Source organism: Hymenobacter sp. DG25A (genome assembly GCF_001280305.1).
Taxonomy (GTDB): domain Bacteria; phylum Bacteroidota; class Bacteroidia; order Cytophagales; family Hymenobacteraceae; genus Hymenobacter.
This window is the reverse complement of sequence record NZ_CP012623.1, coordinates 2,143,265-2,168,565: the sequence shown is the minus strand read 5'-3', so window position 1 is coordinate 2,168,565 and position 25,301 is coordinate 2,143,265. Positions and strand designations below refer to the sequence as shown.

25 protein-coding genes are annotated in these 25,301 nt (G+C 57.5%); 12 read left to right on the top strand and 13 right to left on the bottom strand.

Annotated elements, in window-relative coordinates:
* Window position 1 precedes the first annotated feature (1 nt).
* Window positions 2-676: a response regulator transcription factor gene (locus AM218_RS09270; RefSeq protein WP_054413611.1), complete on the top strand. Its 675-nt coding sequence runs from the start codon at window positions 2-4 to the stop codon at window positions 674-676.
* A gap of 3 nt (window positions 677-679) precedes the next feature.
* Complete coding sequence (locus AM218_RS09265; RefSeq protein WP_054413610.1) at window positions 680-2,014, top strand: sensor histidine kinase; 1,335 nt, start codon at window positions 680-682, stop codon at window positions 2,012-2,014.
* A 65-nt stretch (window positions 2,015-2,079) separates the two neighbouring features.
* Here AM218_RS09265 and AM218_RS16785 read toward each other — a convergent pair whose 3' ends face one another.
* Together AM218_RS16785 and AM218_RS16780 are read right to left on the bottom strand one after the other, a co-directional pair.
* Window positions 2,080-2,244, bottom strand: a complete 165-nt coding sequence (locus tag AM218_RS16785) for a hypothetical protein (RefSeq protein WP_157547607.1) — start codon at window positions 2,242-2,244, stop codon at window positions 2,080-2,082.
* Between the two features lie 246 nt (window positions 2,245-2,490).
* Window positions 2,491-2,628, bottom strand: a complete 138-nt coding sequence (locus AM218_RS16780; RefSeq protein WP_157547606.1) for a hypothetical protein — start codon at window positions 2,626-2,628, stop codon at window positions 2,491-2,493.
* 106 nt (window positions 2,629-2,734) lie between these two features.
* Here AM218_RS16780 and AM218_RS09255 point away from each other — a divergent pair, with 106 nt between their 5' ends.
* Window positions 2,735-2,953 (top strand): hypothetical protein, encoded by a 219-nt coding sequence (locus AM218_RS09255; RefSeq protein WP_054413608.1) that lies wholly within the window; start codon window positions 2,735-2,737, stop codon window positions 2,951-2,953.
* 176 nt (window positions 2,954-3,129) lie between these two features.
* Here AM218_RS09255 and AM218_RS09250 read toward each other — a convergent pair whose 3' ends face one another.
* The 4 genes from AM218_RS09250 to AM218_RS09235 all read right to left on the bottom strand — a co-directional run bounded on the left by AM218_RS09250 (window position 3,130) and on the right by AM218_RS09235 (window position 7,282).
* Window positions 3,130-3,657, bottom strand: a complete 528-nt coding sequence (locus AM218_RS09250; protein ID WP_054413607.1) for an NADPH-dependent FMN reductase — start codon at window positions 3,655-3,657, stop codon at window positions 3,130-3,132.
* A 118-nt stretch (window positions 3,658-3,775) separates the two neighbouring features.
* Window positions 3,776-4,531, bottom strand: a complete 756-nt coding sequence (locus AM218_RS09245; protein WP_054413606.1) for a succinate dehydrogenase/fumarate reductase iron-sulfur subunit — start codon at window positions 4,529-4,531, stop codon at window positions 3,776-3,778.
* Between the two features lie 124 nt (window positions 4,532-4,655).
* Window positions 4,656-6,590 carry a fumarate reductase/succinate dehydrogenase flavoprotein subunit gene (locus AM218_RS09240; protein WP_054413605.1) on the bottom strand — a complete coding sequence of 645 codons (1,935 nt, stop codon included), beginning with the start codon at window positions 6,588-6,590 and terminating at the stop codon, window positions 4,656-4,658.
* Window positions 6,591-6,610: 20 nt separating this feature from the next.
* Window positions 6,611-7,282, bottom strand: a complete 672-nt coding sequence (locus AM218_RS09235) for a succinate dehydrogenase cytochrome b subunit (protein WP_054413604.1) — start codon at window positions 7,280-7,282, stop codon at window positions 6,611-6,613.
* 227 nt (window positions 7,283-7,509) lie between these two features.
* On the opposite strand from AM218_RS09235, the gene AM218_RS09230 reads away from it, so the two are divergent.
* From AM218_RS09230 to fabD, 3 genes are all read left to right on the top strand, one after another.
* A complete protein-coding gene (locus AM218_RS09230) occupies window positions 7,510-10,398 on the top strand; it encodes a T9SS type B sorting domain-containing protein (protein ID WP_054413603.1) in 2,889 nt (962 codons plus the stop codon).
* Window positions 10,399-10,469: 71 nt separating this feature from the next.
* Window positions 10,470-10,787 carry a hypothetical protein gene (locus tag AM218_RS09225; protein WP_054413602.1) on the top strand — a complete coding sequence of 106 codons (318 nt, stop codon included), beginning with the start codon at window positions 10,470-10,472 and terminating at the stop codon, window positions 10,785-10,787.
* Window positions 10,788-10,906: 119 nt separating this feature from the next.
* Complete coding sequence (gene fabD, locus AM218_RS09220) at window positions 10,907-11,794, top strand: ACP S-malonyltransferase (protein ID WP_054413601.1); 888 nt, start codon at window positions 10,907-10,909, stop codon at window positions 11,792-11,794.
* Window positions 11,795-11,883: 89 nt separating this feature from the next.
* Here fabD and AM218_RS09215 read toward each other — a convergent pair whose 3' ends face one another.
* The 3 genes from AM218_RS09215 to AM218_RS09205 all read right to left on the bottom strand — a co-directional run bounded on the left by AM218_RS09215 (window position 11,884) and on the right by AM218_RS09205 (window position 13,965).
* Window positions 11,884-12,420, bottom strand: coding sequence for a hypothetical protein (locus AM218_RS09215; RefSeq protein ID WP_157547605.1), 537 nt, complete (start codon window positions 12,418-12,420; stop codon window positions 11,884-11,886).
* A gap of 92 nt (window positions 12,421-12,512) precedes the next feature.
* Complete coding sequence (folK, locus tag AM218_RS09210) at window positions 12,513-13,025, bottom strand: 2-amino-4-hydroxy-6-hydroxymethyldihydropteridine diphosphokinase (RefSeq protein WP_231717469.1); 513 nt, start codon at window positions 13,023-13,025, stop codon at window positions 12,513-12,515.
* Window positions 13,026-13,077: 52 nt separating this feature from the next.
* Entirely contained in the window at window positions 13,078-13,965 is an 888-nt protein-coding gene (locus AM218_RS09205; protein WP_054413599.1) for an alpha/beta hydrolase family protein, read from the bottom strand.
* A gap of 123 nt (window positions 13,966-14,088) precedes the next feature.
* Here AM218_RS09205 and AM218_RS09200 point away from each other — a divergent pair, with 123 nt between their 5' ends.
* Window positions 14,089-15,069 carry a polyprenyl synthetase family protein gene (locus AM218_RS09200; RefSeq protein WP_054413598.1) on the top strand — a complete coding sequence of 327 codons (981 nt, stop codon included), beginning with the start codon at window positions 14,089-14,091 and terminating at the stop codon, window positions 15,067-15,069.
* Between the two features lie 155 nt (window positions 15,070-15,224).
* Here AM218_RS09200 and AM218_RS09195 read toward each other — a convergent pair whose 3' ends face one another.
* Window positions 15,225-15,536, bottom strand: a complete 312-nt coding sequence (locus AM218_RS09195) for a hypothetical protein (RefSeq protein ID WP_054413597.1) — start codon at window positions 15,534-15,536, stop codon at window positions 15,225-15,227.
* Between the two features lie 452 nt (window positions 15,537-15,988).
* Between AM218_RS09195 and AM218_RS09190 the strand changes: the two genes are divergently transcribed.
* From AM218_RS09190 to AM218_RS09175, 4 genes are read left to right on the top strand one after another with little or no spacing between them, the layout of a single operon-like run.
* Window positions 15,989-17,035: an aldose epimerase family protein gene (locus AM218_RS09190; RefSeq protein WP_054413596.1), complete on the top strand. Its 1,047-nt coding sequence runs from the start codon at window positions 15,989-15,991 to the stop codon at window positions 17,033-17,035.
* Window positions 17,036-17,086: 51 nt separating this feature from the next.
* Window positions 17,087-18,283 (top strand): galactokinase, encoded by a 1,197-nt coding sequence (gene galK / locus AM218_RS09185; protein WP_054413595.1) that lies wholly within the window; start codon window positions 17,087-17,089, stop codon window positions 18,281-18,283.
* A gap of 28 nt (window positions 18,284-18,311) precedes the next feature.
* Window positions 18,312-19,364, top strand: coding sequence for a UDP-glucose--hexose-1-phosphate uridylyltransferase (locus AM218_RS09180; protein ID WP_054413594.1), 1,053 nt, complete (start codon window positions 18,312-18,314; stop codon window positions 19,362-19,364).
* A 9-nt stretch (window positions 19,365-19,373) separates the two neighbouring features.
* Window positions 19,374-20,762: a cytochrome P450 gene (locus AM218_RS09175; protein WP_054413593.1), complete on the top strand. Its 1,389-nt coding sequence runs from the start codon at window positions 19,374-19,376 to the stop codon at window positions 20,760-20,762.
* Window positions 20,763-20,837: 75 nt separating this feature from the next.
* On the opposite strand, the gene AM218_RS09170 is transcribed toward AM218_RS09175, so the two are convergent.
* A complete protein-coding gene (locus AM218_RS09170; protein ID WP_054415458.1) occupies window positions 20,838-21,962 on the bottom strand; it encodes an MBL fold metallo-hydrolase in 1,125 nt (374 codons plus the stop codon).
* Window positions 21,963-22,084: 122 nt separating this feature from the next.
* Here AM218_RS09170 and AM218_RS09165 point away from each other — a divergent pair, with 122 nt between their 5' ends.
* Window positions 22,085-22,654 (top strand): GNAT family N-acetyltransferase, encoded by a 570-nt coding sequence (locus tag AM218_RS09165; protein ID WP_054413592.1) that lies wholly within the window; start codon window positions 22,085-22,087, stop codon window positions 22,652-22,654.
* Window positions 22,655-22,704: 50 nt separating this feature from the next.
* Here the strand turns inward: AM218_RS09165 and AM218_RS09160 are convergent, their stop codons facing one another.
* Entirely contained in the window at window positions 22,705-23,574 is an 870-nt protein-coding gene (locus tag AM218_RS09160; protein WP_054413591.1) for a universal stress protein, read from the bottom strand.
* Window positions 23,575-23,905: 331 nt separating this feature from the next.
* Window positions 23,906-25,207 (bottom strand): TlpA family protein disulfide reductase, encoded by a 1,302-nt coding sequence (locus tag AM218_RS09155; protein WP_082318157.1) that lies wholly within the window; start codon window positions 25,205-25,207, stop codon window positions 23,906-23,908.
* Window positions 25,208-25,301 lie beyond the last annotated feature (94 nt).

Here is a 25,301-nt window from a genome sequence, read left to right as displayed (position 1 = left end):
CATGAATGTGTTGATTGTAGAGGATGAGCGGAGCCTAGCCAAGGAGTTGGCCTTTTTCCTGTATCAGCAGAATTTTCAGTGCGAAGTGGCCTGCACCGGTCGGGAGGCATCTGAACTGCTGGCCGTGAATACCTACGACTTTGTGCTGCTGGACCTGGGCCTGCCCGATTATGACGGCCTCGACCTTCTCACCGAAGCAAAAGCCCAGGGGATTACGGCCGCCATCATCGTGCTAACGGCCCGCGGCGAGGTAGCCGACCGGATTCGGGGCCTGGATCTGGGTGCCGATGATTATCTGGCCAAGCCGTTTTCCTTGCCCGAACTGCTTTCCCGCATGCACGCCATTACGCGCCGCCGCTTCGGCGTAGCTAAACCCCTCATTCAGTTCGGGGAGTTTGCGCTGGATATGCAGAACCGCCAGCTGCTGCACCAGGGCCAGGAAGTAACGCTGTCGGTAAAGGAATTCGATTTGCTGAGCTACCTGGTGCTGCACAAAAACCGCGTGCTCACGCGCCTGCAACTCACGGAGCACATCTGGGGCAACCTGCCCGAGGATGGCTACGAATCCAACTACATTGATGCGCACATTAAAAATCTGCGCAAAAAGCTGGCGCGCTACTCGGAGCTACCCTGGCTGGAAACCGTGCGGGGCCTGGGCTACCGTTTCAGCCTGTAGCCCATGAAGCTGCGCTCCAAATTCTCGCTGTTTAATGCCCTGTCACGGGTGCTGATTGTGCTGTTGCTGGTGGGCGTGCTGCCCCCCGTAATGAGCCGTCTGGCACTGATTACTACCGATGAGCGGCTGGCCCAGAAAAAGGAGAAAGTGCTCAGAATCATTCAGCGCAACGGTATTTCCGCGTTTCTGGATGAGAGCAGCCCCGAAACCTACGGCAGCTACAACCTGCTGAAAGAAGAGTTTATCTCGCTGGAGCAGATTCAGCCCGGCCCGCGCATCAACACCATCGAGAATTCGCGGCGGGCGGTGGAGGACGAAATTGTGGACTACCGGGTGCTGAGCTATTCCTTTCCGCTGAATGGCAAGCATTACCTGCTGGAAATTGGCCGCAGCGTGGGCAGCATTGGCGAAACGGAGGCCAACTTCCGCCGCTACGCGCTGTACCTGCTGGTGGTAGTAGGCCTGCTCACCACGCTGGCCGACCTGGCTTTTTTTCGCTACCTGCTCGAGCCGCTGGGTACCATTATTCACCGGCGGCTGAAAAACGTGCACAATCCGGCCTCCTTCAACCTGGAGCCGGTGCCCACTAGCACCGACGACTTTCGCTACCTGGATGAGAGCATTCGGGAGATGATGGTAACCATCCGGGAGTCATTTGTGAAGGAGCGCCGCTTTATTGCCGATGCTTCCCACGAGCTACTCACGCCGCTGGCGGTGCTGCAATACCGCTTCGATAACATGCTGGCCGACGAAAGCCTGTCGGATGAAAATCTGCTGAAAATTGTGGAGTCGCAGCGCACGGTGCACCGGCTGCGGTCCATTATTAAGTCCTTGCTGCTGATTTCTAAAATTGAAAACGAGCAGTTTGAGCGCGAAGACACCGTTTCAGTAGCGAGCCTGGTAACCGAGGTAAGTGAGGAAATTCAGGACCGCCTGGCCCTGCACGAACTGCACCTGCATCAGCAGCTAATCGGCGACTTTACCCTGGTGGGCGTAAACCGGGGCCTGCTGTTTACCATGCTTTTTAACCTGGTGAACAATGCCGTGAAGTATAACCGGCCGCAGGGCGAGATATTTCTGGTAGGCCGGCCGGCCGGGGAGGGTTATTCGCTGGAAATCCGGGATACCGGCCTGGGCATTGCCCGGGATTTTCTGCCTCAGCTGTTTGCGCGCTTTCATAAAGCCAACTCAGCCGATGTAGAAAGCTACGGCCTCGGGCTTTCCTTGGTAAAAACCATTGCCGATCTGCACCGGATTCAAATCGAAGTAAATTCTATTGAAGGCCTAGGCAGCTCCTTCATCTTATGGTTTCCACCACCCGCCGCGCCCTTTAGATAAGTGGTATAAAGAGAAAAGCCGCCTGGATGTCTCCAGTCGGCTTTTTTTTATGAATGTGGAACAAATTAGTGAAGCGAAGCGGCGGGGCTTGTCGTGGTAGTATCGGTCAGGGCCATCAGGTTGCGGGGAGTAGACATTTCCCGATCCATGCTGAGGGGCCGTACAACCGAGCGGGTGCAGGAACCTAGCAGCGGTGCCAGCACCAACAATGTGTAAAAGTAGCGTTTCATAGTAGGGCCTGATACGGCCCCACCACTGGTAAGTTGCTGGGTTTGCGTAAATATATTCCGGCGGTAACTATATATAAACTAGAGAATTAATTATATCCGGCGTTGTGGTGACGGGGCACCTCCGGATAGTATAAAATCACGGCAGGCCGGAGGGGTGAAAACACTCTTTGCTAAAGCGCGCCGCAACTAAAACACATTCTTGCGGGGCAAGCACTTCGTCTGCTCCTGGCGCGGCGGCAGGAGGACTTAGTTGGCGTCCACCTGCTCCACTGTTATCATCCCGGCAGCATAATTATCGGCCATTTTCGTAGCATACGGCCCTATTTTCATACCTGCCATCATACTGAAGCGAATAGGATTGGAGCCGGTAAACAGACGCATCACATCCGTCAGCAGGTGTAGGGCCGGCTTACGGCCTTTTCTTATCCGGAGCGTAGCACCATGCAGCGAGGGCGAAACAATATACAATGAGTGGATCGGTGCCTACCATATGGCCCATTTGAATGGCAAGGGTGCCGGGCAGGGGCGGGGTATCGTTATCGGAGGAGCAGCCAAGGAGCAGGGCAGTGAAAGTCAGGAAAAGCAGGTTGCCGTATTGCATCACTACCAAGTAGACAACTCAGGAAATAAAAAGCCGGAGCAGGCCAGCACTTATGTCAAGCAACTGCCGGACCCCCATACCAAGAAACCTCCACCGGACGCTTCATAAGGCAGGGATTATCCGGAAAATTGGGGATGGAGGCTGCCGTGCGCCGGGGTAAAAGCATAGGGCATAGTTTGCGGCGGGGCAAACCGGTTGAGTTAAAGATAATATAGAATTAGCCCCCGGGACAGCTGGAAAGGCCCGCAGATATAAGCTGTAGCCGATGGCAGTAGCGTGGTAATTTACCAGGCCACCAGCTGCTCTGCCTGCTCCCGGAGCAGCTGCATAAACAGGGTATGATGCAGCTCACCATCCTCCGTCAGGTGGGCATCAATACCGGGCAGGCGCACGCGGGTAGGCAAAACCGTGGTACCCAGGTACATTAGAATGTCGGTCAGGTGGTTGAGGGCCAGAATGCCTCCTTGGGAGCCAGCCGACAGCCCGATCAGAGCCGCTTTCTTCCCCCGGATGCCGCCGGGGTAGGGCAGGCCGTCAATAAAAGCTTTCAGCACGCCCGGAAACGAGCAGTTATACTCCGGTACTACAAACACCAGCTTGTCGGCCGCCTCAGCCTGCCGCACCAGCTGATTGAAGTGCAGGTGCTGCCCGGCGTTTTCATACAGTGCCGTCAGCACAAAGTCGGCGGGCAGGTGTATCAGGTCCAGTATCTGGCATTCAGCCCCCAACTCGGTTAACATTCCGGCATACAGATTAGCCACGCGCCGGGCGCGGGAGTTGGGACGGTTGGTGCCGGAAACGATGGTAATCATGCGTAAGGAGTAGGGCTTGATAAGGCACCGGAAGGAGTTTCCGGGGCTGGCGCGAAAAGCAACAAAAAAGCGAACCGGAAGGCCGGTTCGCTTTTTCTACTAACTCAACCGCTAACCCTTACGCAAGGTTATTCGAGGTGGCTTTGGCCACCAGGAATTCGCGGTTAAGGATGGCAATGTTTTCGAGCGAAATACCTACCGGGCACTCCGCTGCGCACGAGCCGATGTTTGTGCAGGCGCCAAAGCCTTCCTTGTCCATCTGGGCTACCATGTTTTCTACGCGGGTTTTGCGCTCCACCTTACCCTGGGGCAGGAGGGCCAGCTGGCTAACCTTGGCCGAAACGAACAGCATAGCCGAAGCATTTTTGCACGAGGCCACGCAGGCGCCGCAGCCAATGCAGGTAGCGGCTTCAAACGCGCGGTCAGCAATGTCCTTCGGAATCGGAATTTCATTGCCGTCGGGGGTGCCGCCGGTGTTAATGCTCACGTAGCCGCCCGCCTGAATGATGCGGTCAAAGGCCGAGCGGTCTACGCTCAGGTCTTTGTTTACGGGGAAGGAATTAGCGCGCCAGGGCTCAATGGTGATGGTGTCGCCATCGGAGAACTTGCGCATGTGCAGCTGGCACGTGGTGGTGCCTTTCTCCGGGCCGTGGGCGCGGCCATTGATGTACAGGTCGCAGGAGCCACAGATGCCTTCGCGGCAGTCGTGGTCGAAGGCTACGGGGTCTTCACCCTTGCGCAGCAGGTCTTCGTTGAGTACATCCAGCATTTCCAGGAACGACATATCCGGGGAAATGTCTTTTACCTGGTAATCCACGATGCCGCCTTCGGCGTTGCGGTTTTTCTGCCGCCACACTTTCAGCGTGAGATTCATCGGTTTGGCGTTAGGGTTACTTCCGGCCATTATATTGAGGAGGTCTTAGATCTTAGAGAATTAGGGTTCAGGGCGTAAGGAGCAGGGCCATTTATGAAGCCCTGCGTTCCTAAGACCTAAAACACTACTTATAGCTGCGCTGGGTGAGCTTCACGTTTTCGAACTTCAGCTCTTCCTTGTTCAGGACTTCCGGCTGATTCTCTCCCACGTACTGCCAGGCAGCTACGTAGGCGTAATTCTCGTCGTCGCGCAGGGCTTCGCCTTCGGGCGTCTGGTATTCCTCACGGAAGTGGCCGCCGCAGCTTTCGTTGCGGTCCAGGGCGTCGTCCACCATCAGCTCGCCCAGCTCAATAAAGTCGGCAACGCGGCCGGCTTTCTCCAGGGCCTGGTTCATTTCGGTTTCAGTACCTACCAGTTTCAGGTCGCTCCAGAACTCGCGGCGCAGCTTCTGAATCTCTGCTTTCGCGTGCTTCAGACCTTCGGCGCTGCGGGCCATGCCGCAATACTCCCACATAATATGGCCCAGGGCCTTGTGGAAATCATCGGGCGTGCGCGTGCCGTTAATGCTGAGCAACTTGGCCACCCGCTCACGCACTGCCGCTTCGGCCTCGGCAAAGGCCGGGTGGTCGGTAGTCACAGGCTTGGGCGGCGTCTGGGCCAGGGCATCCCCAATGGTGTAGGGAATCACGAAGTAGCCATCGGCCAGACCCTGCATCAGGGCCGAAGCGCCGAGGCGGTTGGCGCCGTGGTCAGAAAAGTTGCACTCGCCGGTAGCGTACAGGCCGGGAATGGTGGTTTGCAGGTTGTAGTCTACCCACAGGCCGCCCATGGTATAGTGCACGGCCGGGTAAATGCGCATGGGCTGCTCGTAGGGGTTCTCGCCGGTAATCTTGGCGTACATATCGAACAGGTTGCCGTATTTCTGGGCCACCGCATCAGCGCCGGTGCGCTTAATGATTTCGGCGAAATCCAGGTACACAGCCAGGCCGGAACCACCTACGCCACGGCCTTCGTCGCACATTTGCTTGGCGTTGCGCGAAGCTACGTCGCGTGGTACCAGGTTACCGAAGGCGGGGTATTTGCGCTCCAGGAAGTAGTCACGCTCTTCCTCGGGAATGTCCTGCACCCGAATCTGGCCGGCGCGCAGGCGCTGGGCCATTTCTACGGTTTTGGGCACCCACACGCGGCCATCGTTCCGCAGCGACTCCGACATCAGCGTCAACTTAGACTGGTAGTCGCCGGATACGGGAATACAGGTAGGGTGAATCTGGGTGAAACAAGGGTTGGCGAAGAACGCGCCCTTCTTGTGCGCCCGCCACGCGGCAGTGGCGTTGCAGTACTTGGCGTTGGTGCTCAGGTAGAATACGTTGCCGTAGCCGCCCGTAGCCAGCACTACGGCGTGGGCCGCGTGCTTTTCAATCTCGCCCGTAATCAGGTTGCGGGTAATGATGCCGGCCGCTTTGCCGTTCACCATCACCAGATCCAGCATTTCGGAGCGGGTGTACATCTTCACCTTGCCATAGGCAATCTGGCGGGAGAGGGCCGAGTAGGCGCCCAGCAGCAGCTGCTGTCCGGTCTGGCCGCGGGCGTAGAACGTGCGGCTTACCTGCGCACCCCCGAAGGAGCGGTTAGCCAGCAGTCCGCCGTACTCCCGGGCGAAGGGTACGCCCTGGGCCACGCACTGGTCGATGATGTTGACCGATACCTGCGCCAGCCGGTACACGTTGGCTTCGCGGGCGCGGTAGTCACCACCTTTAATAGTATCGTAGAACAGGCGGAACACAGAGTCACCGTCGTTCTGGTAGTTTTTAGCGGCGTTGATACCACCCTGCGCAGCAATGGAGTGCGCGCGGCGGGGCGAATCGTGGTAGGTGAAAGCCTTTACGTTGTAGCCCAGCTCAGCCAGCGAGGCGGCTGCCGAAGCGCCGGCCAGGCCCGTGCCTACCACAATCACGTCGTACTTCCGCTTGTTAGCGGGGTTCACGAGCTTAACGTTGAACTTATGCTTGTCCCACTTCTCGGCCAAAGGGCCCTCGGGGATTTTGGAATCCAGATTCATCGGGTGGACGAGGTTAGGATTTATTTAAAAAAGTAGAAGTAAATCGGCATGGCGGCAAAGCCGACGCATACAATCACCGAAAAGGCGTAACCAATTACTTTAATGACAGGCGTGTACTTGCGGTGGTTAAGCCCCAGCGTCTGAAAAGCACTCTGAAAACCGTGCATCAGGTGGTAGCACAGAGCCACCAGCGCGGCCACGTACAAAAGCACGTAGAACGGGTTGCTGAAAGCTTTTACCACCAGCAGGTAGGCATCCTCATTGCCGGCGGCATCCACGGGGTTATCCGTAAAGCGCAGGGAGCCCAAGAAGTTGTAGAGGTGCACAATCAGAAAGAACAGCACCAGGGTGCCCAGCAGTGCCATGCTGCGCGAGTACCATTTGCTATTCTGCTCAATGTGGTCAGAAACGTATTTGCTGCCCCGGGCAGCGCGGTTTTTGGCGGCCAGCACCAGGCCTTCGTAAATGTGAAAGCCGAAGCCCAGCACCAGCACCAACTCCATCGTCCGGATGACGGTGTTATGACTCATGAACTCGGAGTAGGCGTTGAACGCCGCGCCGTTATCGTCTTTAAACAGCTGGAGGTTGCCCACGAGGTGCACCACCAGAAAAGAGCACAAAAACAAGCCCGTGATGGACATGATGATCTTGCGACCAATGCTGCTGGAAAACGTTTTACTAATCCAACTCATAGAAGCTACTGAAGGGTTTGGGTAGGTGGGTTGTATCGGCCAAAGGTAGGAGCCAACCCGGTACGAAACAATTCACCGCTAACGTTTGCATCTATCCTCGCCTGTTCCCGTAACACGCGCGGAGTGAAGTGCAAGGATAACTTGTGTTCACGCAATTTTGTTAGGTTTCGGACGTAATAATCCTGATCTTCTTTCTTGGAGTACCACTACCCGCCCGGGCAATTGATATGACGCAGCAACTACTCATCGGTTGGAGGCCCTCCCGACACCTATTTACTATACTCCTGCTACTGGCTGCCCTACTAAGCTTTGAAGCTCAGGCCACGCACATCCGCGCCGGTGATATTCAGGCCAAGACGGATACCACCGCCAACCGGGACCCCCGGCGGGTATTCTTTAAGATGGTGCTGTACACGGACCCCACCTCCGGCGCCGACACCGACGATACCGAAACCATTTTCTTTGGTGATGGAACCTCCAGCGGCGTAAATGCCATAGTGCGCTCCAGCCGTACCTTCCTGGGTAATAATATTTACCGGAACGTTTATTATTTCGAGCATACCTACAACGCTCCCAAAAGCTATGTGGTAAGTTTTGTGGGCGAGCTTCGCCAGGGAGGAATTGCCAACATGAGCAATTCCAAAGACCTGTCGTTTTATATCGGTACCCGCATCACCATTGATCCGGTGCTGGGAATCAACCACTCGCCGGTGCTTAACGCGCCGCCCATTGACTTGGCCACTACCAACCAGGTATTCCTGCACAACCCGGCTGCTTCAGATGAGGATGGCGACAGCCTCGCCTATCGGCTGGCCCCCAGCCAGTACGTGGTGGGGGATGTGGCCGGCGGCATCAGCACCGGCAATATTCCGCGCCCGGTGGTGGTGCCCAACTACGCGTACCCCAACGCACAGAGTGTTTCGCCGAACGGCAAGCAGGTGGCTTTCCCGGCCGGCAACCCGCCCCCAACCATTGGCGGGCCGGCCACCTTTACTATTGATGCTTTAACCGGCCAGCTGGTGTGGAACTCGCCCAGCGTGGCCGGTTTATATAACGTGGTTATTATTGTGGAAGAGTGGCGGCGCGATGCCGGCGGGCGGCGCCTGATTGGGGAAGTGATTCGCGACATGCAGATCATTGTTAACCCCACCAATAACCAGCGGCCTATACTGGAAATCCCGCGCGATATCTGCGTGGTGGCCGGCGACTCTGTGCGGGGTGTTATCCGGGCCACGGACCCCGACGGTAACCCCATTGATCTAACCGCTTTCGGCGGCCTGTTCTCCCGTATTCCTATTGCCTCCCCGGCAGAGAAAAAGACGTTCCGTGCCCAGTTTCAGCAGACCCGCCGCAACTCCCCGGCCACCGGCCGCTTCCGCTGGCTTACTACCTGCGCCGATGTAGCCCGTCTGCCTTACCAGGTGCTGTTCCGGGCGGTAGACGTACCCACGGACGGTGAAACACCCCTGATTGACGAGCGGGTCTGGCGCATTACAGTGGTAGGGCCACCGCCCCAAAACCTGAAGGCCAACGGCCAAGGGGCGGCTATTAACCTGACATGGGATAAATACGGATGCCAGAACGCAACCCGGATTCTGATTTTCCGGCGCGAAGGCCCGGCTAACTTCCAGCCTGATACCTGTAATCCAGGCATTCCAGCTTCGGCTGGCTACGTCCAAGTAGGGTCAGTTTCCGATGACCTTACCTCTTTTGTGGATAATAACAATGGCCGAGGGCTGGAACGCGGCAAAAACTACTGCTACCGCATCTATGCTGAATATCCCTTGCCGGCTGGTGGCAAAAGCTTGGTTTCAAAAGAAGTATGTGTGGAATTGGTCGGCCGACCCATTCTACTCACCAACGTGACCGTAGAGCGTACCAGCAAGACCAGCGGCGCCATAAAGGTTATCTGGACTAAGCCTAACGTTACTAAGGGTGGCTTCGCGCCACCAGTGGGCTACAATCTGTACCGGGCAGAAGGTATTAACCCCGCATCTACCACATTCTCGCGGGTGCAGAGCTTTACCAATATCAATGACACTGTATACGTGGATAGTGGCCTGAATACAGCAGATAAAGCCTTCACCTACCGCATCGAGTTTACCCATAAGAGCGGCCCCACAGCCCAGGATAGTATTGTGCATGAGCGCCCGGCGCCGGCCTCTTCTGTGCGCCTGGAAACGGCTGCTACGCCCACCCGCGACGGTATTGTGTTGAATTGGAACTACCAGGTGCCCTGGGATAATACTGTGCGGCCCACTCGCATTTACCGCCGTGAGCCTTGCACTCCGGGCTACACTCTTCTCACCACGGTATCCAGTGGCAGCACCACCGGAACTTACACGGACAATAGTATGGGAGCCGTTAAAGCTGGGCAGTTGTATTGTTATTATGTGGAAACTGATGGGGAATATAAGACTCCGCTAATTGGGCCGCTGCTGAACAAAAGCCAGGAAAGTTGCATTCTGACGCCGCCGGTGCTCAAGCTACAGCCCATTAACTGCGACAGTCTGGCGGCTCTGCCTTTCTTCCCTAATGGCAGCAAGCCCTACAGCAACCGCCTTTCCTGGACCGTAGATACCAGCACGCCTGGCTGCAACAGCAGCGTTTCCTACTACCGGATATACTACAGCCCCACACAAAGCGCCAACCCCGCCGACTTTCGGCTGATTGACTCCACGCAAACCACCAGCTACGTGCACGCCAACCTGGAAACCTCGGCTGCGTGCTACTACGTGGTGGCCGTGGCCAAGGAGCTGAGCCTGGTGAGCGCGCCCAGCAACATTGCCTGCCACGATGCTTGCCTGTTCTTCCTGTTGCCTAACATCTTCACGCCCAACGGCGACGGCAAGAACGACACCTTCCGGCCCAAGCTGGCCAGCCCCATCCGGCGCACCAAGTTCACGGCCTTCAACCGCTGGGGCGTGAAAGTGTATGAGAGCGACAAGAACCCACTGATTGAGTGGAACGGCACCAACAAAACCGTGACCGAGGGCAACAATAGCCCCAGCTCGCGCGTGGTGGATGGTCTGTATTTCTATCAGGCAGAAGTGGAGTTTGCGGACTTCGCCAACACCAAGAAAACCTACAAAGGCTGGGTGCAGATTACCCGTTAAGCTTTTGGTCTACTGATGATGAAAAGGAGCGGAGGCTAACCATCCGCTCCTTTTCTTTTTACTTTGAGCACATGATAAAATCCCTGATTCTCGCGGGTGGTTTGCTGGCCGGTCTGGCAGGCTGCCAGCAGCAAACTACTTCTTCCACTCCTGCTGCTACCGTGCAAACCTCCAACAGCGAAGCCGACGCCCTGAGCGCCGTGCGCCGCTACGTGCAGGCGCAACCCAACGCCAGCCTGTTCGTGCTGGATTCTGCCAGCGTGATAGATGCTGGCCCGCAGTGGCAGGTGCTGGTGCCGCGCACCGATTGGGCAAACCGGATGCCCAACCGCGCCGCCTTTGAGGTGGATAAGGCCACCGGCCAGGTCAGTAGCCGCCCCGTAAAGTAGCCGCGCCACCCTGATTTTGCCGGGACCGGCCATTTTGTGCAGCTTGCAGGCCCAATGATGCCCGCCCGCGTGGGCTGGCGTCCTGGTTTCTATTATCCACCCCGCCAAAAAATCTTCCAGTGAAAGCAGTCATTTTTCCCGGTCAGGGCAGCCAGTTCAGCGGCATGGGCCGTGAGCTGTACGAGCAGCACGCCGAAGCCAAGCGCCTGATGGACCAGGCCAACGAAATCCTGGGTTTCTCCCTCACCGACATCATGTTCTCGGGCTCCGAGGAAGACCTGCGCCGCACCGACGTAACGCAGCCCGCCATTTTCTTGCACTCCGTAGCCCTGGCCGCCGTAATCCCCGGTTTGAAACCTGATATGGTAGCGGGGCACTCCCTGGGCGAGTTTTCGGCGCTGGTAGCCGCCAAAGTGCTGAAGTTTGAAGATGCCCTGCGCCTGGTAGCCCAGCGCGCCCAGGCCATGCAGGCCGCCTGCCAGGAGCAGCCCGGCACCATGGCCGCCATTCTCGGGCTTGATGATGATACTACCGCCCGCATCTGCCAGGAAATTTCAGCAGCCGGCAACATTGTAGTCCCCGCCAACTATAACTGCCCCGGCCAGCTGGTAGTATCCGGCTCGCAGCGCGGCATTGAGCAGGCCTGTGAGCAGCTGAAAGCTGCCGGAGCCAAGCGCGCCCTGCCACTGCCCGTGGGCGGCGCGTTCCACTCCCCGCTGATGCAGTCGGCGGAAGCGGCCTTGGCCCAGGCCATTGCCAAAACCACCTTCTCGGCCGGCATTTGCCTCATTTACCAGAACGTAGACGCCGCCCCCCACACCGACCCCGACGAAATCCGGGAAAACCTGGTGCGCCAGCTCACAGCCCCTGTCCGCTGGACGCAAAGCGTGCAGCGCATGGTGCAGGACGGTGCTACGGAGTTTGTAGAGTGCGGCCCCGGCAAAGTGCTGCAGGGTTTGGTAAAGAAGATTGCTCCGGAAGCGGCTGTTAGTTCGGCTGCGGTGTAGGAGTTAGTTTTTGAGTAAAAGAAACAGCCCGCTGAATTCAGCGGGCTGTTTTTGTTTTGCGTGATATTTAGAAATGTTGATGTGATTTTTTAGATATATTCTATTTGAGATTTATAATATGCCTGAATGAATGTATTGGATACCCAAGGCAGCTTGGAGTAAAATTCTTCTAATTTCAAATGTGTAAAATATTCATTTCTAGCAATGTCTTCTTTAGTAACTGAGGCTGCAATTGAAAAACCAAGTATGATAAGCTCTTTTAATAGAGTTTGATTCGGGCTTTCAGCGTTAAATTGTTTAATGTATACTATTATGCTTTGCAATTCGGTATTGCCAAAAACCAATTGATTGCCGCCTGGAATATCAATATACTCTATAAGCATACACAATATAATAATTAATGTGCCTTCTTGATAAAACGGTTTCTGGTCATATGTTCCAGTTAGGGTTGTATATTCCCAATAAGGTAAATTGAAAGAATATTCAGGTACGAATGCGTTGGATAATTCCTTGCCATTCTGATCAAAAATCCATAAAATATCTTTCTTAATCTGGTTGAGTTCAATCCAGCTTATTTGTCTTTGAGTGCCGTCTGTCTTCTCTATATAGATATCTGTTTCTTGCATCTGTATCAATATGATTTATATTAATGAGAATGAAAATTGTTGATTTTTTGAAGTGAATTTCAATATGGATATAAAATCTGATTTTAATTACCTCAGTTGATTCTCTCAACTAAAAGCTTATCCCTGCAATCCAATAATAACGCTGACACCGTTTTTTTCAAAACCGGATGCACGACTTTCCCTGCAATTTCCGCCAGCGGCACCAGCGCGAAGCGGCGCTCCGGCAGACGCGGGTGCGGAATAATTAGCTCTGGTGTGTCCAGCACTATATCATCATACAGCAGAATATCCACGTCCAGGGTGCGGGCGTCCCAGCGGATGCGGCGGGTGCGGCCGGCCAGCTGCTCGGTCTGCAGGCAGGCGGCCAAAAGCTGTTCGGGAGGGAGGGAGGTGCTCAGTTGCACCACCTGGTTGAGGAAGGCGGGCTGGTCGGAGAGGCCCCAGGGGGCGGTTTCGTAGAGGCTGGACGTGGCGCTTACGGGGCCGGCGCTGCTGTGTAGCTGCTGCACGGCTTCGCGGAGGGTGGCGGCCCGGTCGCCGAGGTTGGAGCCGAGCAGGAGGTAGGCAGTGGGCAAAAGGGAGGTGGTGAAAGGGTAAGATTTCAAAGCTTAAAGAACGCCATGCTGAGTATGCCGGCCGGCTTTACTCAATAACGCCTTATAGCACCCGCCGCAGAAACTCCACGGTGGCTTCGGCGGCTTGTAGGGTTTCGGTAGGCAAATCTTCTGACTGCCAGGGGTGGGCGCCACCTAGGTTGTGCTGCACGTTGGGCAGAATGAGCAGCTCGGCGTCTTTTTTTAGGGTTTTTAGCTCGTGGGCGCGCTCTACGGGCACGGTTTCGTCCTGGTCGCCGTGGATGATGAGCAGGGGACGGTGGCGCAGCTTGCGGCGCACATTGTGCGGGATGTCCAGGCGGAGGCGGTTGGTGTGAAAATCCTCCACAATCTGGTAGTAAAGCGGCATTTGCTGGCCGGTGCGGCTGTTTTCTACGTGTAGCACGCCCTGCTTTTCCCAGAGCTGCATCATGGGTTCGGGCCAGCCCGGATTTACGTTGCTGATGGCAGCCCAGCCGACCACGGCTTTCACGCGCGGGTCTTCGGCGGTTTTCAGCAGCGCCAGGCCGCCACCCCGACTGTGGCCCACCAGCGCCAGGCAGTCGAGGTCGGCTTCCGGGGCCGGAACAGGCGTTTTTTTGGGGTCGAAGAGCGTATCCAGTAGGGCGCCAATATCGTCCAGCTCCAGGGAGAAGTTGTTGCGGCCAAAGGCATCCAGGTCTTCCAGGTCGCCGGAGCCGCCTACCACAATACCGTTGTGGGAGAGGTCCAGCTTCACAAACACAAAGCCCTGTTGGGCAAAGTAATCGGCCAGCAGATTGAAGTGGCCCCATTCTTTAAATCCCTTGAAGCCATGCACAAAAACCACCACCGGTTTGGGCTTACCAGTGGGCACGTAGCGGGCATCGGCGGCAAAGGAGCGGGTGTGGTGCGGGGCCGTCAGGATAAAATCCAGACGCACGGGCCGGGCGGGGTGGGAGGCAGCAGTCATAGTCTCTAAAATAACAGACAGCAGGCGAAGAGTACGAAAGTACACTGCAAAAACCAGCCCCGGTGGGGTAAGGTTAGGAAACCCCCCGTAGGGGGCGTATCATTGCTGCGCCAAAATACCCGCATGACTATAAAGCTGGACCAGATACAGGCCCCAATCGCGGCCGAAATGGCGGAATTCGAAAAGAAATTCCGGGCGTCCATGCAAACGCGGGTGCTGCTCCTGGATAAAATCATGGGCTACATTGTGAAGCGCAAGGGCAAGCAGATCCGGCCCATGTTTGTGTTCTTCACGGCCAAAATCAGTGGCGGCGACCCGCTGCCCGATGCCACCTTCCGCGGCGCGGCCCTTATTGAACTGCTGCACACGGCCACGCTGGTGCACGATGATGTGGTGGACGAGAGCAACTACCGCCGGGGTTTTTTCTCGGTGAATGCCCTCTGGAAAAACAAAATTGCCGTGCTGGTAGGCGACTACCTGCTTTCCCGCGGCCTGCTGCTGGCCCTCAACAACGACGACTACGACCTGCTCAAGATTGTGAGCAACGCCGTGCGGGAGCTGAGCGAAGGTGAACTGCTGCAGATTGAAAAAGCCCGCCGCCTGGATATTACCGAGGACGTGTACTTCGAGATTATCCGCCAGAAAACGGCCTCCCTCATTGCCTCCTGCTGCGCCGTGGGCGCCGCCTCGGCCGGGGCCGATAAGGAAACCATTGAGCGCGCCCGCCTTTTTGGGGAGAAAGTAGGCATTGCCTTCCAGATTAAAGACGACCTGTTCGACTACGGCACCGCCGAAATCGGCAAGCCCGTGGGCATCGATATCAAGGAGAAAAAGATGACGCTGCCCCTCATTTACTCCCTGCAGCAGGCCGACTGGCTGACCAAGCGCCGCGTGATTTACAACGTGAAAAACAACGACGGCCGCAAAGACCGGGTGCAGCAGGTTATTGACTTTGTGCGACAGACCGGCGGGCTGGAATACGCCATTCAAACCATGAAGCGCTACCGCGACGAGGCGCTTACCATCCTGCGCACTTTCCCTGAGTCTCCGTCCCGCACTTCCCTGGAACAACTGATCAATTACACCATTGAGCGGGAGCTCTAAATCACGGATTTGAGCAGTTTTTTTAGGTTTCGTAGATGATTCTCTTTCAAGCAAAAAGCCCCGCAGAATGCGGGGCTTTTTGCTTTTGTATCGTGTCAGAACGTAACGAAGTCGTACTTCGATAATTCGTCACGAATTCCGGAGAAATTGGTAGTCTAAACTTCCGGCTCGGCCACCTGGTAGGATACGCTGCCGGGCTCCACATCAGAAACATCGAAGCTCACGCCATCGAAGTTACTTTTCACCGTGATTTGATGAGTCATTTGGCAGCCGGGGCATTTCACTTCTTCTTTCTCGAATTGCCCGTCATCATCCATGGAGTTGGCCAGCAGATCGGGGGCGGGAATGCCAATCAGGTCGGTGAATACTTCGGTGTGGCACTTGTTGCACGCGAATTTCAATCCGACGGTGCGGCCCTGCAGCTCGTCAAGCGGAGCGGGGGTGTTGGGTTTCTGCTGAATCCACATAGGGAACCGGGAGTTTAGTTGGAGAGAACTATAAGTGAGCCGCGAGGGCCTGTAAGCTCTACGCGTGGAAGGTAGGCTGGGGTTGTGCCGCCAGCTCCAAACCCGGCCCCGACCCGGGATAAACCGGCCGTAAAACCTGGGTAGCAGCGGTGGTAAAAGCAATTAAATGAACCGATTGACCTTTGGGCTGACTCATTCTCTCGGTATAAGTTGGAAGAATGCCAGACGGCAATGCCAATATTGTGTGGCGGTCAGAAGCGACTTATCAGGTTGGCACTCAGAATGAAGCTTCTTCGTCTTTCCGCTCTGCGAGAATCAGCGCAGCAAACTCCCCTTTGTGGCTCCCGTAGTAGAAGATACTATCAACCCGCAGGCTTCTGCTTAAAAAAGCCGCCGGGCACCGCAGAAATTGCCATTATTGTTACTGATTGCCACTCCCTAACTTATTTGTCGTGCCCACTGCCTCATCTTTTGTTACTACTACAGATGGCACGGAAGTGCAGCTCTTTACCCTGACGAACGCCCACGGGGTGCAGGTAAGCATTACCAACTACGGGGGCACCATCACCCGCCTGCTCGTGCCTGATAAAGCCGGCCAGCTGGGCGACGTGGTGCTGGGCTTCGATAACATGCGCGGCTACCAGAGCCCCGAGTACCGGAAGGCAGGGCCGTATTTCGGCGCACTCATCGGCCGCTACGCCAACCGCATTGCCCAGGGTAAATTCACCCTCGATGGTAAGGCATACACCCTGGCCCAAAACAACGGCGCCAATACGCTGCACGGCGGCCAACAGGGCTTTGATAAAGTCCTCTGGCAAGCCCAGCCGGGCAGCTCCACCGAAGGCCAGACGCTCACGCTGAAATACCGGAGCCCGGACGGGGAGGAAGGCTACCCGGGCAATCTGGACGTCACCGTCGTCTACACGCTTACCAAAGACGATGCGCTGCAGATCGACTACACCGCTACCACCGATAAAGCTACCCCCGTCAACCTGACCAACCACGCCTACTTCAACCTGAGCAACGACCCCGACATCCTGGGCCATGTGGTAACGATGCCGGCCGACCGCTACACGGTGGTGGACGCGGGCCTGATTCCCACCGGGGAGCTGCGTCCGGTCAAAGGCACGCCCTTCGACTTCACTGCCCCCCACGCCATTGGCGAGCGGATCAGCCAGGTGCCCGGCGGCTATGATCATAACTGGGTCTTAAATGAAACTCAAGGCTTGCACGCGGCCGCGCAGGTCTACGAGCCCACTACCGGCCGAACCATGGAAGTACGCACCACCGAGCCGGGCATCCAGTTCTACACCGGCAATTTTCTGGATGGCACCTTGAAAGGGAAAGAGGGGAAAGTATACGGCCAGCACGCGGGCTTCTGCCTAGAAACCCAGCACTTTCCCGACTCCCCCAACCAACCGGCCTTTCCCAACACCATCCTCCAACCCGGGGAAATCTTTAAATCGACGACTATTTACCAGTTTGGGGTTCGTTCCTAATTAGCCACTGTACCACCGGCGCTATTCGCCCGGGGCTTTTCTACTACTTCTATGCATCCAACTACCTCAGCCAAGCATATATTTTCCACCACTCCGGAAAGTGTAGCTACCGATTTCCGGCAGCGTTTCAGTGGGGAGCCGCTTTTAGTGCGGGCCCCTGGCCGGGTAAACCTCATTGGCGAGCATACCGATTACAACAACGGTTTTGTGTTGCCCGCTGCCGTCGACCATGCCATCTACTTTGCCGTGCGCCTGAACGGCAGCCGCACCATCAACCTGGTGTCGCATGATTTGCAGGATACCCTGAGCGTGCCGCTCGATGCCGTGCAGCCTTCGGATCATGCCTGGGCCAACTATATTCTGGGCGTGGTGGCGCAGCTGCAGAAGCGCGGGCTGGCGCTGGAGGGCTTTGATTGTGTGTTTGGCGGCACCATACCTATCGGGGCCGGCATGTCGTCCTCGGCGGCCGTGGAGTGCGGCATAGCCTTCGCCTTAAACCACTTGCTGAAGCTGGGCATTGAGCGCATGGAGCTGGCGCACATGGCCCAGAAAGCGGAGCATGAGTACGCCAAAGTAATGTGTGGCCTCATGGACCAGTTTGCCAGCCTTTTCGGGCAGGCCAACCACGTGGTGCGCCTGGATTGCCGCTCCCTGGAATACGCCTACTTCCCCTTCGATACCACTACCAACCGCATTGTGCTGTGCAACTCCGGGGTGAAGCACTCCTTGGCCAGCTCCGAGTACAACCTGCGCCGCCAGGAGTGCGAGCAGGGCGTGAAGATTCTGCAAAGCCACTACCCCAACATCATCAGCCTGCGCGATGCTACCCTGCCGCAGCTGGAAGCCCACCGCGAGGAGCTGGGCGACGTGGTGTACCGGCGCTGCACTTATGTAGTGGAGGAAAACGAGCGGGTAGTGCGCGCCTGTCAGCACCTGGAAGCGGGGGATATGAAGTCCTTCGGGCAGGATATGTACGGCTCCCACGAGGGCCTGCGCGATAAGTACGAGGTGAGCTGCCGGGAGCTGGACGTACTGGTGGAGGCGGCCCGCACGCACCCCGGCGTGTATGGCGCCCGCATGATGGGCGGCGGCTTTGGCGGCTGCACCATTAACCTGGTAGCCGCCGGGCAGGTACCTTCCTTTATTGAGCACATGACGGCCGCGTATCAGCAGCAGCTGGGCCTGCCGCTGGAAACCTATCAGGCTACCATTGTAGATGGGGTAGGCACCATAGCTGCGCAAGCCTAATTTCTGGCCGCTTTTTATCTTATAGCATATGTCTGGTTTCGATACTGCCGAGCACCCGCACCGCCGTTTTAATGCCCTGAAGGGCGAATGGATTCTGGTTTCGCCGCACCGCTCTAAGCGGCCCTGGCAGGGCCAGCAGGAGGCCCCCGAGCAGGAGCACCGCCCCGCCTATGACCCCGGCTGCTATCTCTGCCCCGGCAACACGCGCGCCAACGGCGAAATCAACCCCGCCTACGATTCTACCTTCGTATTTACCAATGACTTTGCCGCCCTGCAGGAACAGGTGCCCGTGGGCAGCATTAACGAAGGTGGCCTGCTGCGGGCCGAAGCGGAATCCGGTATCTGCCGGGTTATCTGCTTCTCGCCGCGCCACGATTTAACCCTGCCGGAAATGACCACGCCCGCCATCCGCAAAGTGGTAGATCTGTGGGTGGAGGAGTTCCAAACCCTGGGCGCCCGCTCCGATATCAATTACGTGCAGATTTTCGAGAACAAAGGCCAGATGATGGGCTGCTCGAACCCGCACCCGCACGGGCAGATCTGGGCCCAGCGCACCGTGCCCATGGAGCCAGCCAAAGAAGGGGAGCAGCAGCTGGCATATTTCCAGGAGTACCAGCGCACCCTTCTCTCTGCTTATCTGGCCCTGGAGCTGGAAAAGCAGGAGCGGATTGTTCTTGAAAATGAGCACTTCGTGGTACTGGTACCGTACTGGGCTATGTGGCCATTTGAGACGCTGCTGATAGCTCGCCGCCCCGTGCAGGATATCACGCAGCTAACAGATGAAGAGCGGGATGCGCTGGCCGATATCCTGCGCCGCCTTACCATCCGCTACGATAATCTGTTCCAGATTTCTTTCCCTTACTCGGCCGGCCTGCACCAGCGGCCGACCGATGGGGAGGAGCACCCCGAGTGGCATTTGCACATGCATTTCTACCCGCCGCTGCTGCGCTCCGCTACCGTGCGCAAGTTTATGGTGGGCTATGAAATGCTTGGTGACCCGCAGCGCGACATCACGCCCGAGTTCAGCGCCGGGCGCCTGCGGGACATGTCGGAAATACATTACAAGCAGGTAGCAGAATAAGGCTTTCTGATGGATACGCGGACTACTGATACTGCCGCCGAACCGTTTCCGTGGGTGCCGCGCTGGCGCACGCTGCTGTCCTCTGTGGCCATGGCCCGCGACCCAATCGGCAACCTCGATCGGGCCCATGCCGGCCGGGGCGATACGGTTGGCATGCATCTGGGCGGCATCCGGCCCATTATCATGACCCGCGACCCGGCGCTGGCCCAGCACATTCTGCAGAAAAACCACCGCTGCTACCTCAAGTCCGACCTCACCCACGGCCTCATCCGCTACATTGGCCGCGGCCTGCTCACCAACGAAGGGGCCGACTGGCTGCGGCAGCGCCGCCTTATTCAACCCGGCTTTCACCGCCAGCGCCTGGCCGGCCTCACGCGGCTGATGCAGGCGGCCGCCGAGGAGTGGACCCAGGAGCTGCGCCAGCGCACCGCCGCCGGCCCGGCCCTGGTGGATATTCACGAAGCCATGACGCGCGTGGCATTCCGCATTATTGCGCAGGCCACGTTTGGGACCAGCATGGGCGACACGGAGCGGGAGCGGCTCTCCACTATTCTCACCCAGATTCAGGCATTCTACGTGCGCACCATCCGGCAGCCTTACCTGCGGCCGTGGTGGCACCTCACCGGCAGCTACCGCTACCACGATGCGCTAAGCCAGGAGCTGCGCGAGCTGGTGCGCGGCTACATCCGCCGGCGCCGCGCCGCCTCCAACAGCCAGCCGCACGACGACCTGCTGCAAATGCTGCTCGACGCCCGCTACGAAGACACCGGCGAGCCCATGACTGAAGACCGGCTCCTGGATGAAGCCAACATCCTGCTGCTGGCCGGCCACGAAACCTCCGCCAATGCCCTCAGCTGGCTGTTTTACCTGCTGGCCGCGCACCCGGAGGCGGCTGCCAAGGTGCGCGCGGAATTGCAGTCCGCGGGCCTGGCTAATCGGCCGCCGGTTTTCGATGAGCTGCCCCGTTTGCCGTACTCCCTGCAGGTAATACAGGAAACCATGCGCCTGTACCCGCCCGCCTGGATTCTGGACCGCGTGGCCCTGGAAGAGGATGAGTTTCAGGGGCAGCGCATCCCGAAAGGAACCCTGTTTTCCATCTACCTCTACGGCATGCACCGCCACCCGCAGCTGTGGGCGGAGCCGGATGAATTCCGGCCCGGTCGTTTTGCGCCCCATGCCCAGCCCCCGGTTCCGGCTTACGGCTATCTGCCCTTTGGGGCGGGCCCACGCATGTGCATCGGCAACCACTTTGCCCTCACTGAAATTCAACTGATGCTGGTGGAAACCCTGCGTCATTTCAGCATAGAATTGCCGCCTGATACGGCCTCGGTACCAGTGCCTTTGATTACGCTTCGGCCCCCGCACGGTATGCTGCTGCGGTTTCAACAAATACAGTAATTGTCATTCCGAGCGAAGCGAGGAATCTGAATAGGCGTTACCCAGATTCCTCGCTTCACTCGGAATGACAACGGCTTACTGCCACCAGCGCTCATGCGGCAGGGGCCCGGCACCAATAGTAACCGGCTGCCCCAGCTGCGGAGTAGTGATGGGCATTTGCCGCCGGGCGGCTTCCAGGGAAGCCCGGGTAACGGGCTCATTCCAGGGGTGATGCGCTTCCGTGAAGGCGCCCCAGTGCACTGGCATTAGCACCCGCGCCCGCACATCTACGGCGGCCTGCACGGTTTGCTCGGGCATCATATGAATTTCGGCCCATTGCTTATCATACTGCCCGCATTCCATCAGGGCCAGATCAAACGGCCCGTGCTTTGTGCCGATGGTCTGAAAGTGCGGGCCGTAACCACCGTCGCCACTATAAAACACGCGCTTGGTGGCCGATTTTATCACCCAGGAGCTCCAGGAAGTGGAGTTGCGGTTGGTGAGGCCGCGGCCGGAAAAGTGGCGGGCCGGCATGCTGATAATCGTCAGGCCGGGCAGGCGCACGGAGTCGTTCCAGTCCATTTCCTGAATTTTTTCGGGGGCCACGCCCCAGGCCAGCAGGTGCGCCCCCACGCCCAGCGGCACGTAAAAATGCGCTACTTTCTCCTTCAGCCGCAGAATAGTCTGGTAGTCGAGGTGGTCGTAGTGGTCGTGGGAAATGAGCACGGCCGCAATGGGAGGCAGCTGCTCGGCCGTGATGGGCAGAATGGGGTTGTAGCGCTTGGGAGTGGCCCAGTGCACGGGCCCCATGCGGATGCTGAGCATGGGGTCCATCAGAATATTCTGGCCCGCAATTTCCACCAGGCTGGCGGAGTGCCCAAACCACGTAACGCGCAGCACCTCCTCCGACTTTTGCGTGATGCTCAGGGAATCCAGCTGTTGCAGGGGGAGGGGAGCGGCTGGGGTTTGATTTGGAACGCTGGTAAAGAAAAAGCGCCACAGCGCCGCAAAGGTGCTGCTGCCCGTCATGAGCGTGGTGGGCAGCAGGTTCTGAAACTCGCCCTCCTGGTAGTGGCCCGACTGCGCGTAGGCTGCCAGCTGGGCGCTGGTGGGCTTGCCGCCAAACTCCGGGCTAAGGTTGGCAAAGGCTACGCCCACCACCAGTAGAACCACCAACAGCCCGCCCAACAGCCGACCGATAAAGTGTAATAATTTTTTCATGAAGGATAAACCGGGGAAGTAGGTGCTTTGGATGAAGTAGTCGGAATGATACGGGAAATACTTTACGGGACAGTTGCGCAAGCCCGAAGATTACGCATTGCAGGGTTTTGCTAATTTGCCGCATGTCCCTGCCACTCTCCCTTCGTTCTGCCCCGGCCCCTCTAGTGCCCTTGCTGGAAACCACCGACCTGCTTCTGCGCGGCCCTCAACCCACCGACCTGCCGGAGGGCGCCGCCATGCACCAGGACCCTGCTTTCTACCGCTTCCTGGGCGGCAAGCCTCATTCTGAGGAAGACGTGTGGCGCCGCATGCTCTCCCATATGGGGCACTGGGCCATGCTGGGCTACGGCTCCTGGTCCATCGAAGAAAAAGCTTCCGGCCGCTTTGTGGGCACGGTGGGTTTTTTTGATGTCCAGCGCGACCTGACGCCGTCCATCAAAGGCACGCCCGAAGCCGGTTGGGTGCTGGCACCGCGGCTGCACGGCCGCGGCTACGCCAGCCAAGCCCTGCAAGCCGCCCTGGCCTGGGCCGATGAGCACCTGCCCGCTCCGCGCACCACCTGCATCATCGACCCCGGCAACAATGCCTCCCTGCGCCTGGCCCACAAGTTTGGCTACCATGAATATGCCCGCGCCCTCTATCACGGCGAGGAAATTGTGCTACTGGAGCGGTTTCAGCCCGCCCCGCTATAAACGCAGCAGCCCCGCCTACCATTGGTAGGCGGGGCTGCTGCGTTTATAGGCTACACGTGGAAGGTTAGAACCGGGCAGGCCGCTTCGGTGGCTACGGCCTCGGCAATGCTACCCGCAAACAACCGACTAATGGCGGAACGGCTGTGGGTAGGAAGTATCACTAAATCAGCCTGTTGTTGCCAGGCAAACTGCTGAATACCGCGGGTAGGCTGGCCCGCTTCAAACAGTACCGGCTCGGCCTGGGTAAGCTGGTGCCGCAGGGCAAACTCCTGCATGCGCGCCAGCAGGTCGGGGCGCGGAAACTCGTCGTTGGTTACCTGTAGCAGAAAGAGCTTTGCTTCCGGATAAAGCTGCAGCACCCGCCGCAGCTCCGGCACGGCAGCATCTGCTTCGTCCGAAAAATCAGAGGCAAATACAATGGTTCGCAGGTCGAAGTTGCCGGGAGCGTGCTTCACGGCCAGCACCGGGCAGGCCGCCTGCCGCACCAGCTGCTCCGTGTGCGTGCTGGCGAAAAACCGCTCCAGGGTATCGTGTTCCTGCGGGCCTACTACCAACAGATCAATTTGCCGCTCCTGAATAAGACGGGCTATGGCTTCCGGAAAGTCGGCTACGGTAGCCGTTTCGTGCACAGGCACGCCAGGGGCCAGTTGGGCTGCTTCGGCCTGCAGCTGCTGCATGCGTTGGTGGGTTACCTCCAATCGTTTCAGCATAAACAGTTCGTCTATGCCTGAAGCGTTTCCGAACTCGTCCCCATTTACGGGGCCGCCATAGGTGCTAAACCCAGCCGTTTCCGGCTCGGGCGCGTCTATTACGTGGAGGAGGGTAACCGAGCCGCCGGCCCGCTGGGCCAGGTGCAGGGCCGCCTCAAAGGCATGGTGTGCCTGTCTGGAAAAATCGGTAGCAACGAGAATGTTCTTCATGGGAGTGAGAGCACAAAGCGTAAAATACAACCCGAAGAAAGCAGAACCGGAAAACGCCGCCAATGACAGATATCAGCCCTGAACCTGGAAAATATCAGCTGAGAAGTGCGCGGCAGAACAGCGGTAAAAAGACTGCGGATAAAGAATAAAATTATAGCGTCATGTCGAGCGTAGTCGAGATATCTCGCGTGCTGATGTTGTGGTAGTAATTAGGTTTACCACACTAGCGAGATGTCTCGACTTCGCTCGACATGACGTTCGCTGTGCTCAAATAAAAAAAGCCCGCCTCCAATCGGAAACGGGCTTTTTTTATTTGAGCACAGCGAAGAAATTACTCCGCCAGGAGCTTGTCGATGGTGGCGTTAAACTCGTCGATTTCCTGCTGGTAGTATTTGCCGGTGCCGGGGCCCGAGAAGCCGGTGTGAATCTTACGCACTTCGCCTTTTTTATCGAGGAAAATGGTGGTGGGGAAGGCCAGCACCTTGGCCAGCTGCGGCAACGATTTGCTGGCTTCGGCGGCTGAAGCCTCACCGGCCACGGCAATGTCGTAGCCAATATTCATACGCTCGCGCATCTTCAACAGCTTCTGCGAAGCCACTTTCTGATCGGGAGTGCGCTCGTAGCCCAGGCCGATGATTTCCACGCCGCGCTGCTTGTTCTTTTCGTACCAGGGGGCCAGGAAGTTGGTTTCGTCCATGCAGTTGGGGCACCACGAACCCAGGATTTGCACCACCACTACTTTGCCTTTATACTTGGGGTCGGTGGGGGAGATGCTGCCGCCTTCGAAGATGTTCGGGAAATTGAAGTCAAGGCGTTTCTGGCCGGGCTTCATGTTAGTCATGGCGTTGGCATCGGGCAGTTTGGCGTTGGGATCCAGCGTGGCGGTCCAGGTTTCGTGGCCTGATTTTCCGCTGTAGAAGTCGCCTTTCAGCGTGCCGTTAGGCTGCTTTTCCGCTGAGAAAAGGAAGCCGTGGCTGCCATCAAAAGTGGTTACGTTTAGCTTGTTACCATCAGCCTGACCGGCCAGGTAACGATAGTCACCGGTGGAAGTCAGGAAAGTGCCGGTTACATCGTTTCCGTTCTGCTTGAAGAGGCCAACGGCCGGATATGTTTCGCCATCATCCCCTTTGAACGTGACGTTCCAGGTACCATCAAAAGACTCTGCTTTCCCGGTAGTTTTAAACAAGTTGCTCTCACCCTTCTCCGCTGAAAACGCCACGCGGTAAGGCTCTTTGCCATCGTACTTTACCCAGGCACCTTTCAGCTTGTCGGCACCGTCCTGGCGCACCACCAAGGCGGCGTCAAACACGCCCATGCGGATGGTCATGGAGTCGCCGGCAGTGGTAATTTCGTCTAGCTTCAGCTTTTCTTCGCCGTTGCGCAACGTTACTATCGGCTTGCCGCCACTCTGGGATACTTCAAACAAAAAAGGAATCTGCTGGCCCTGCGTGGAGAGCACGCCGCGCCACTTGCCATTGCTTAAAGTAGGAGGAGTGCCGGTAGTTGTGCCGGCCTCTGGTTTGGCGGGCGTCTGGTTTTCAGTGGAGGAGGTGGAATTGGACTGACAGGCCACCGCGGCCAGCGCGAGTCCGGCCCCGGCTACGGCCTTGCGAAGAGAGAAGGCTACGGGCATAGGAAAAAAAGTTAGGATGTTAAGTTCGGGGCTAAACTACGGAGGGGCTCCGTTAGTTTAAATAAGAACGCCAAATGTAGCCCGTAGCGTCAAC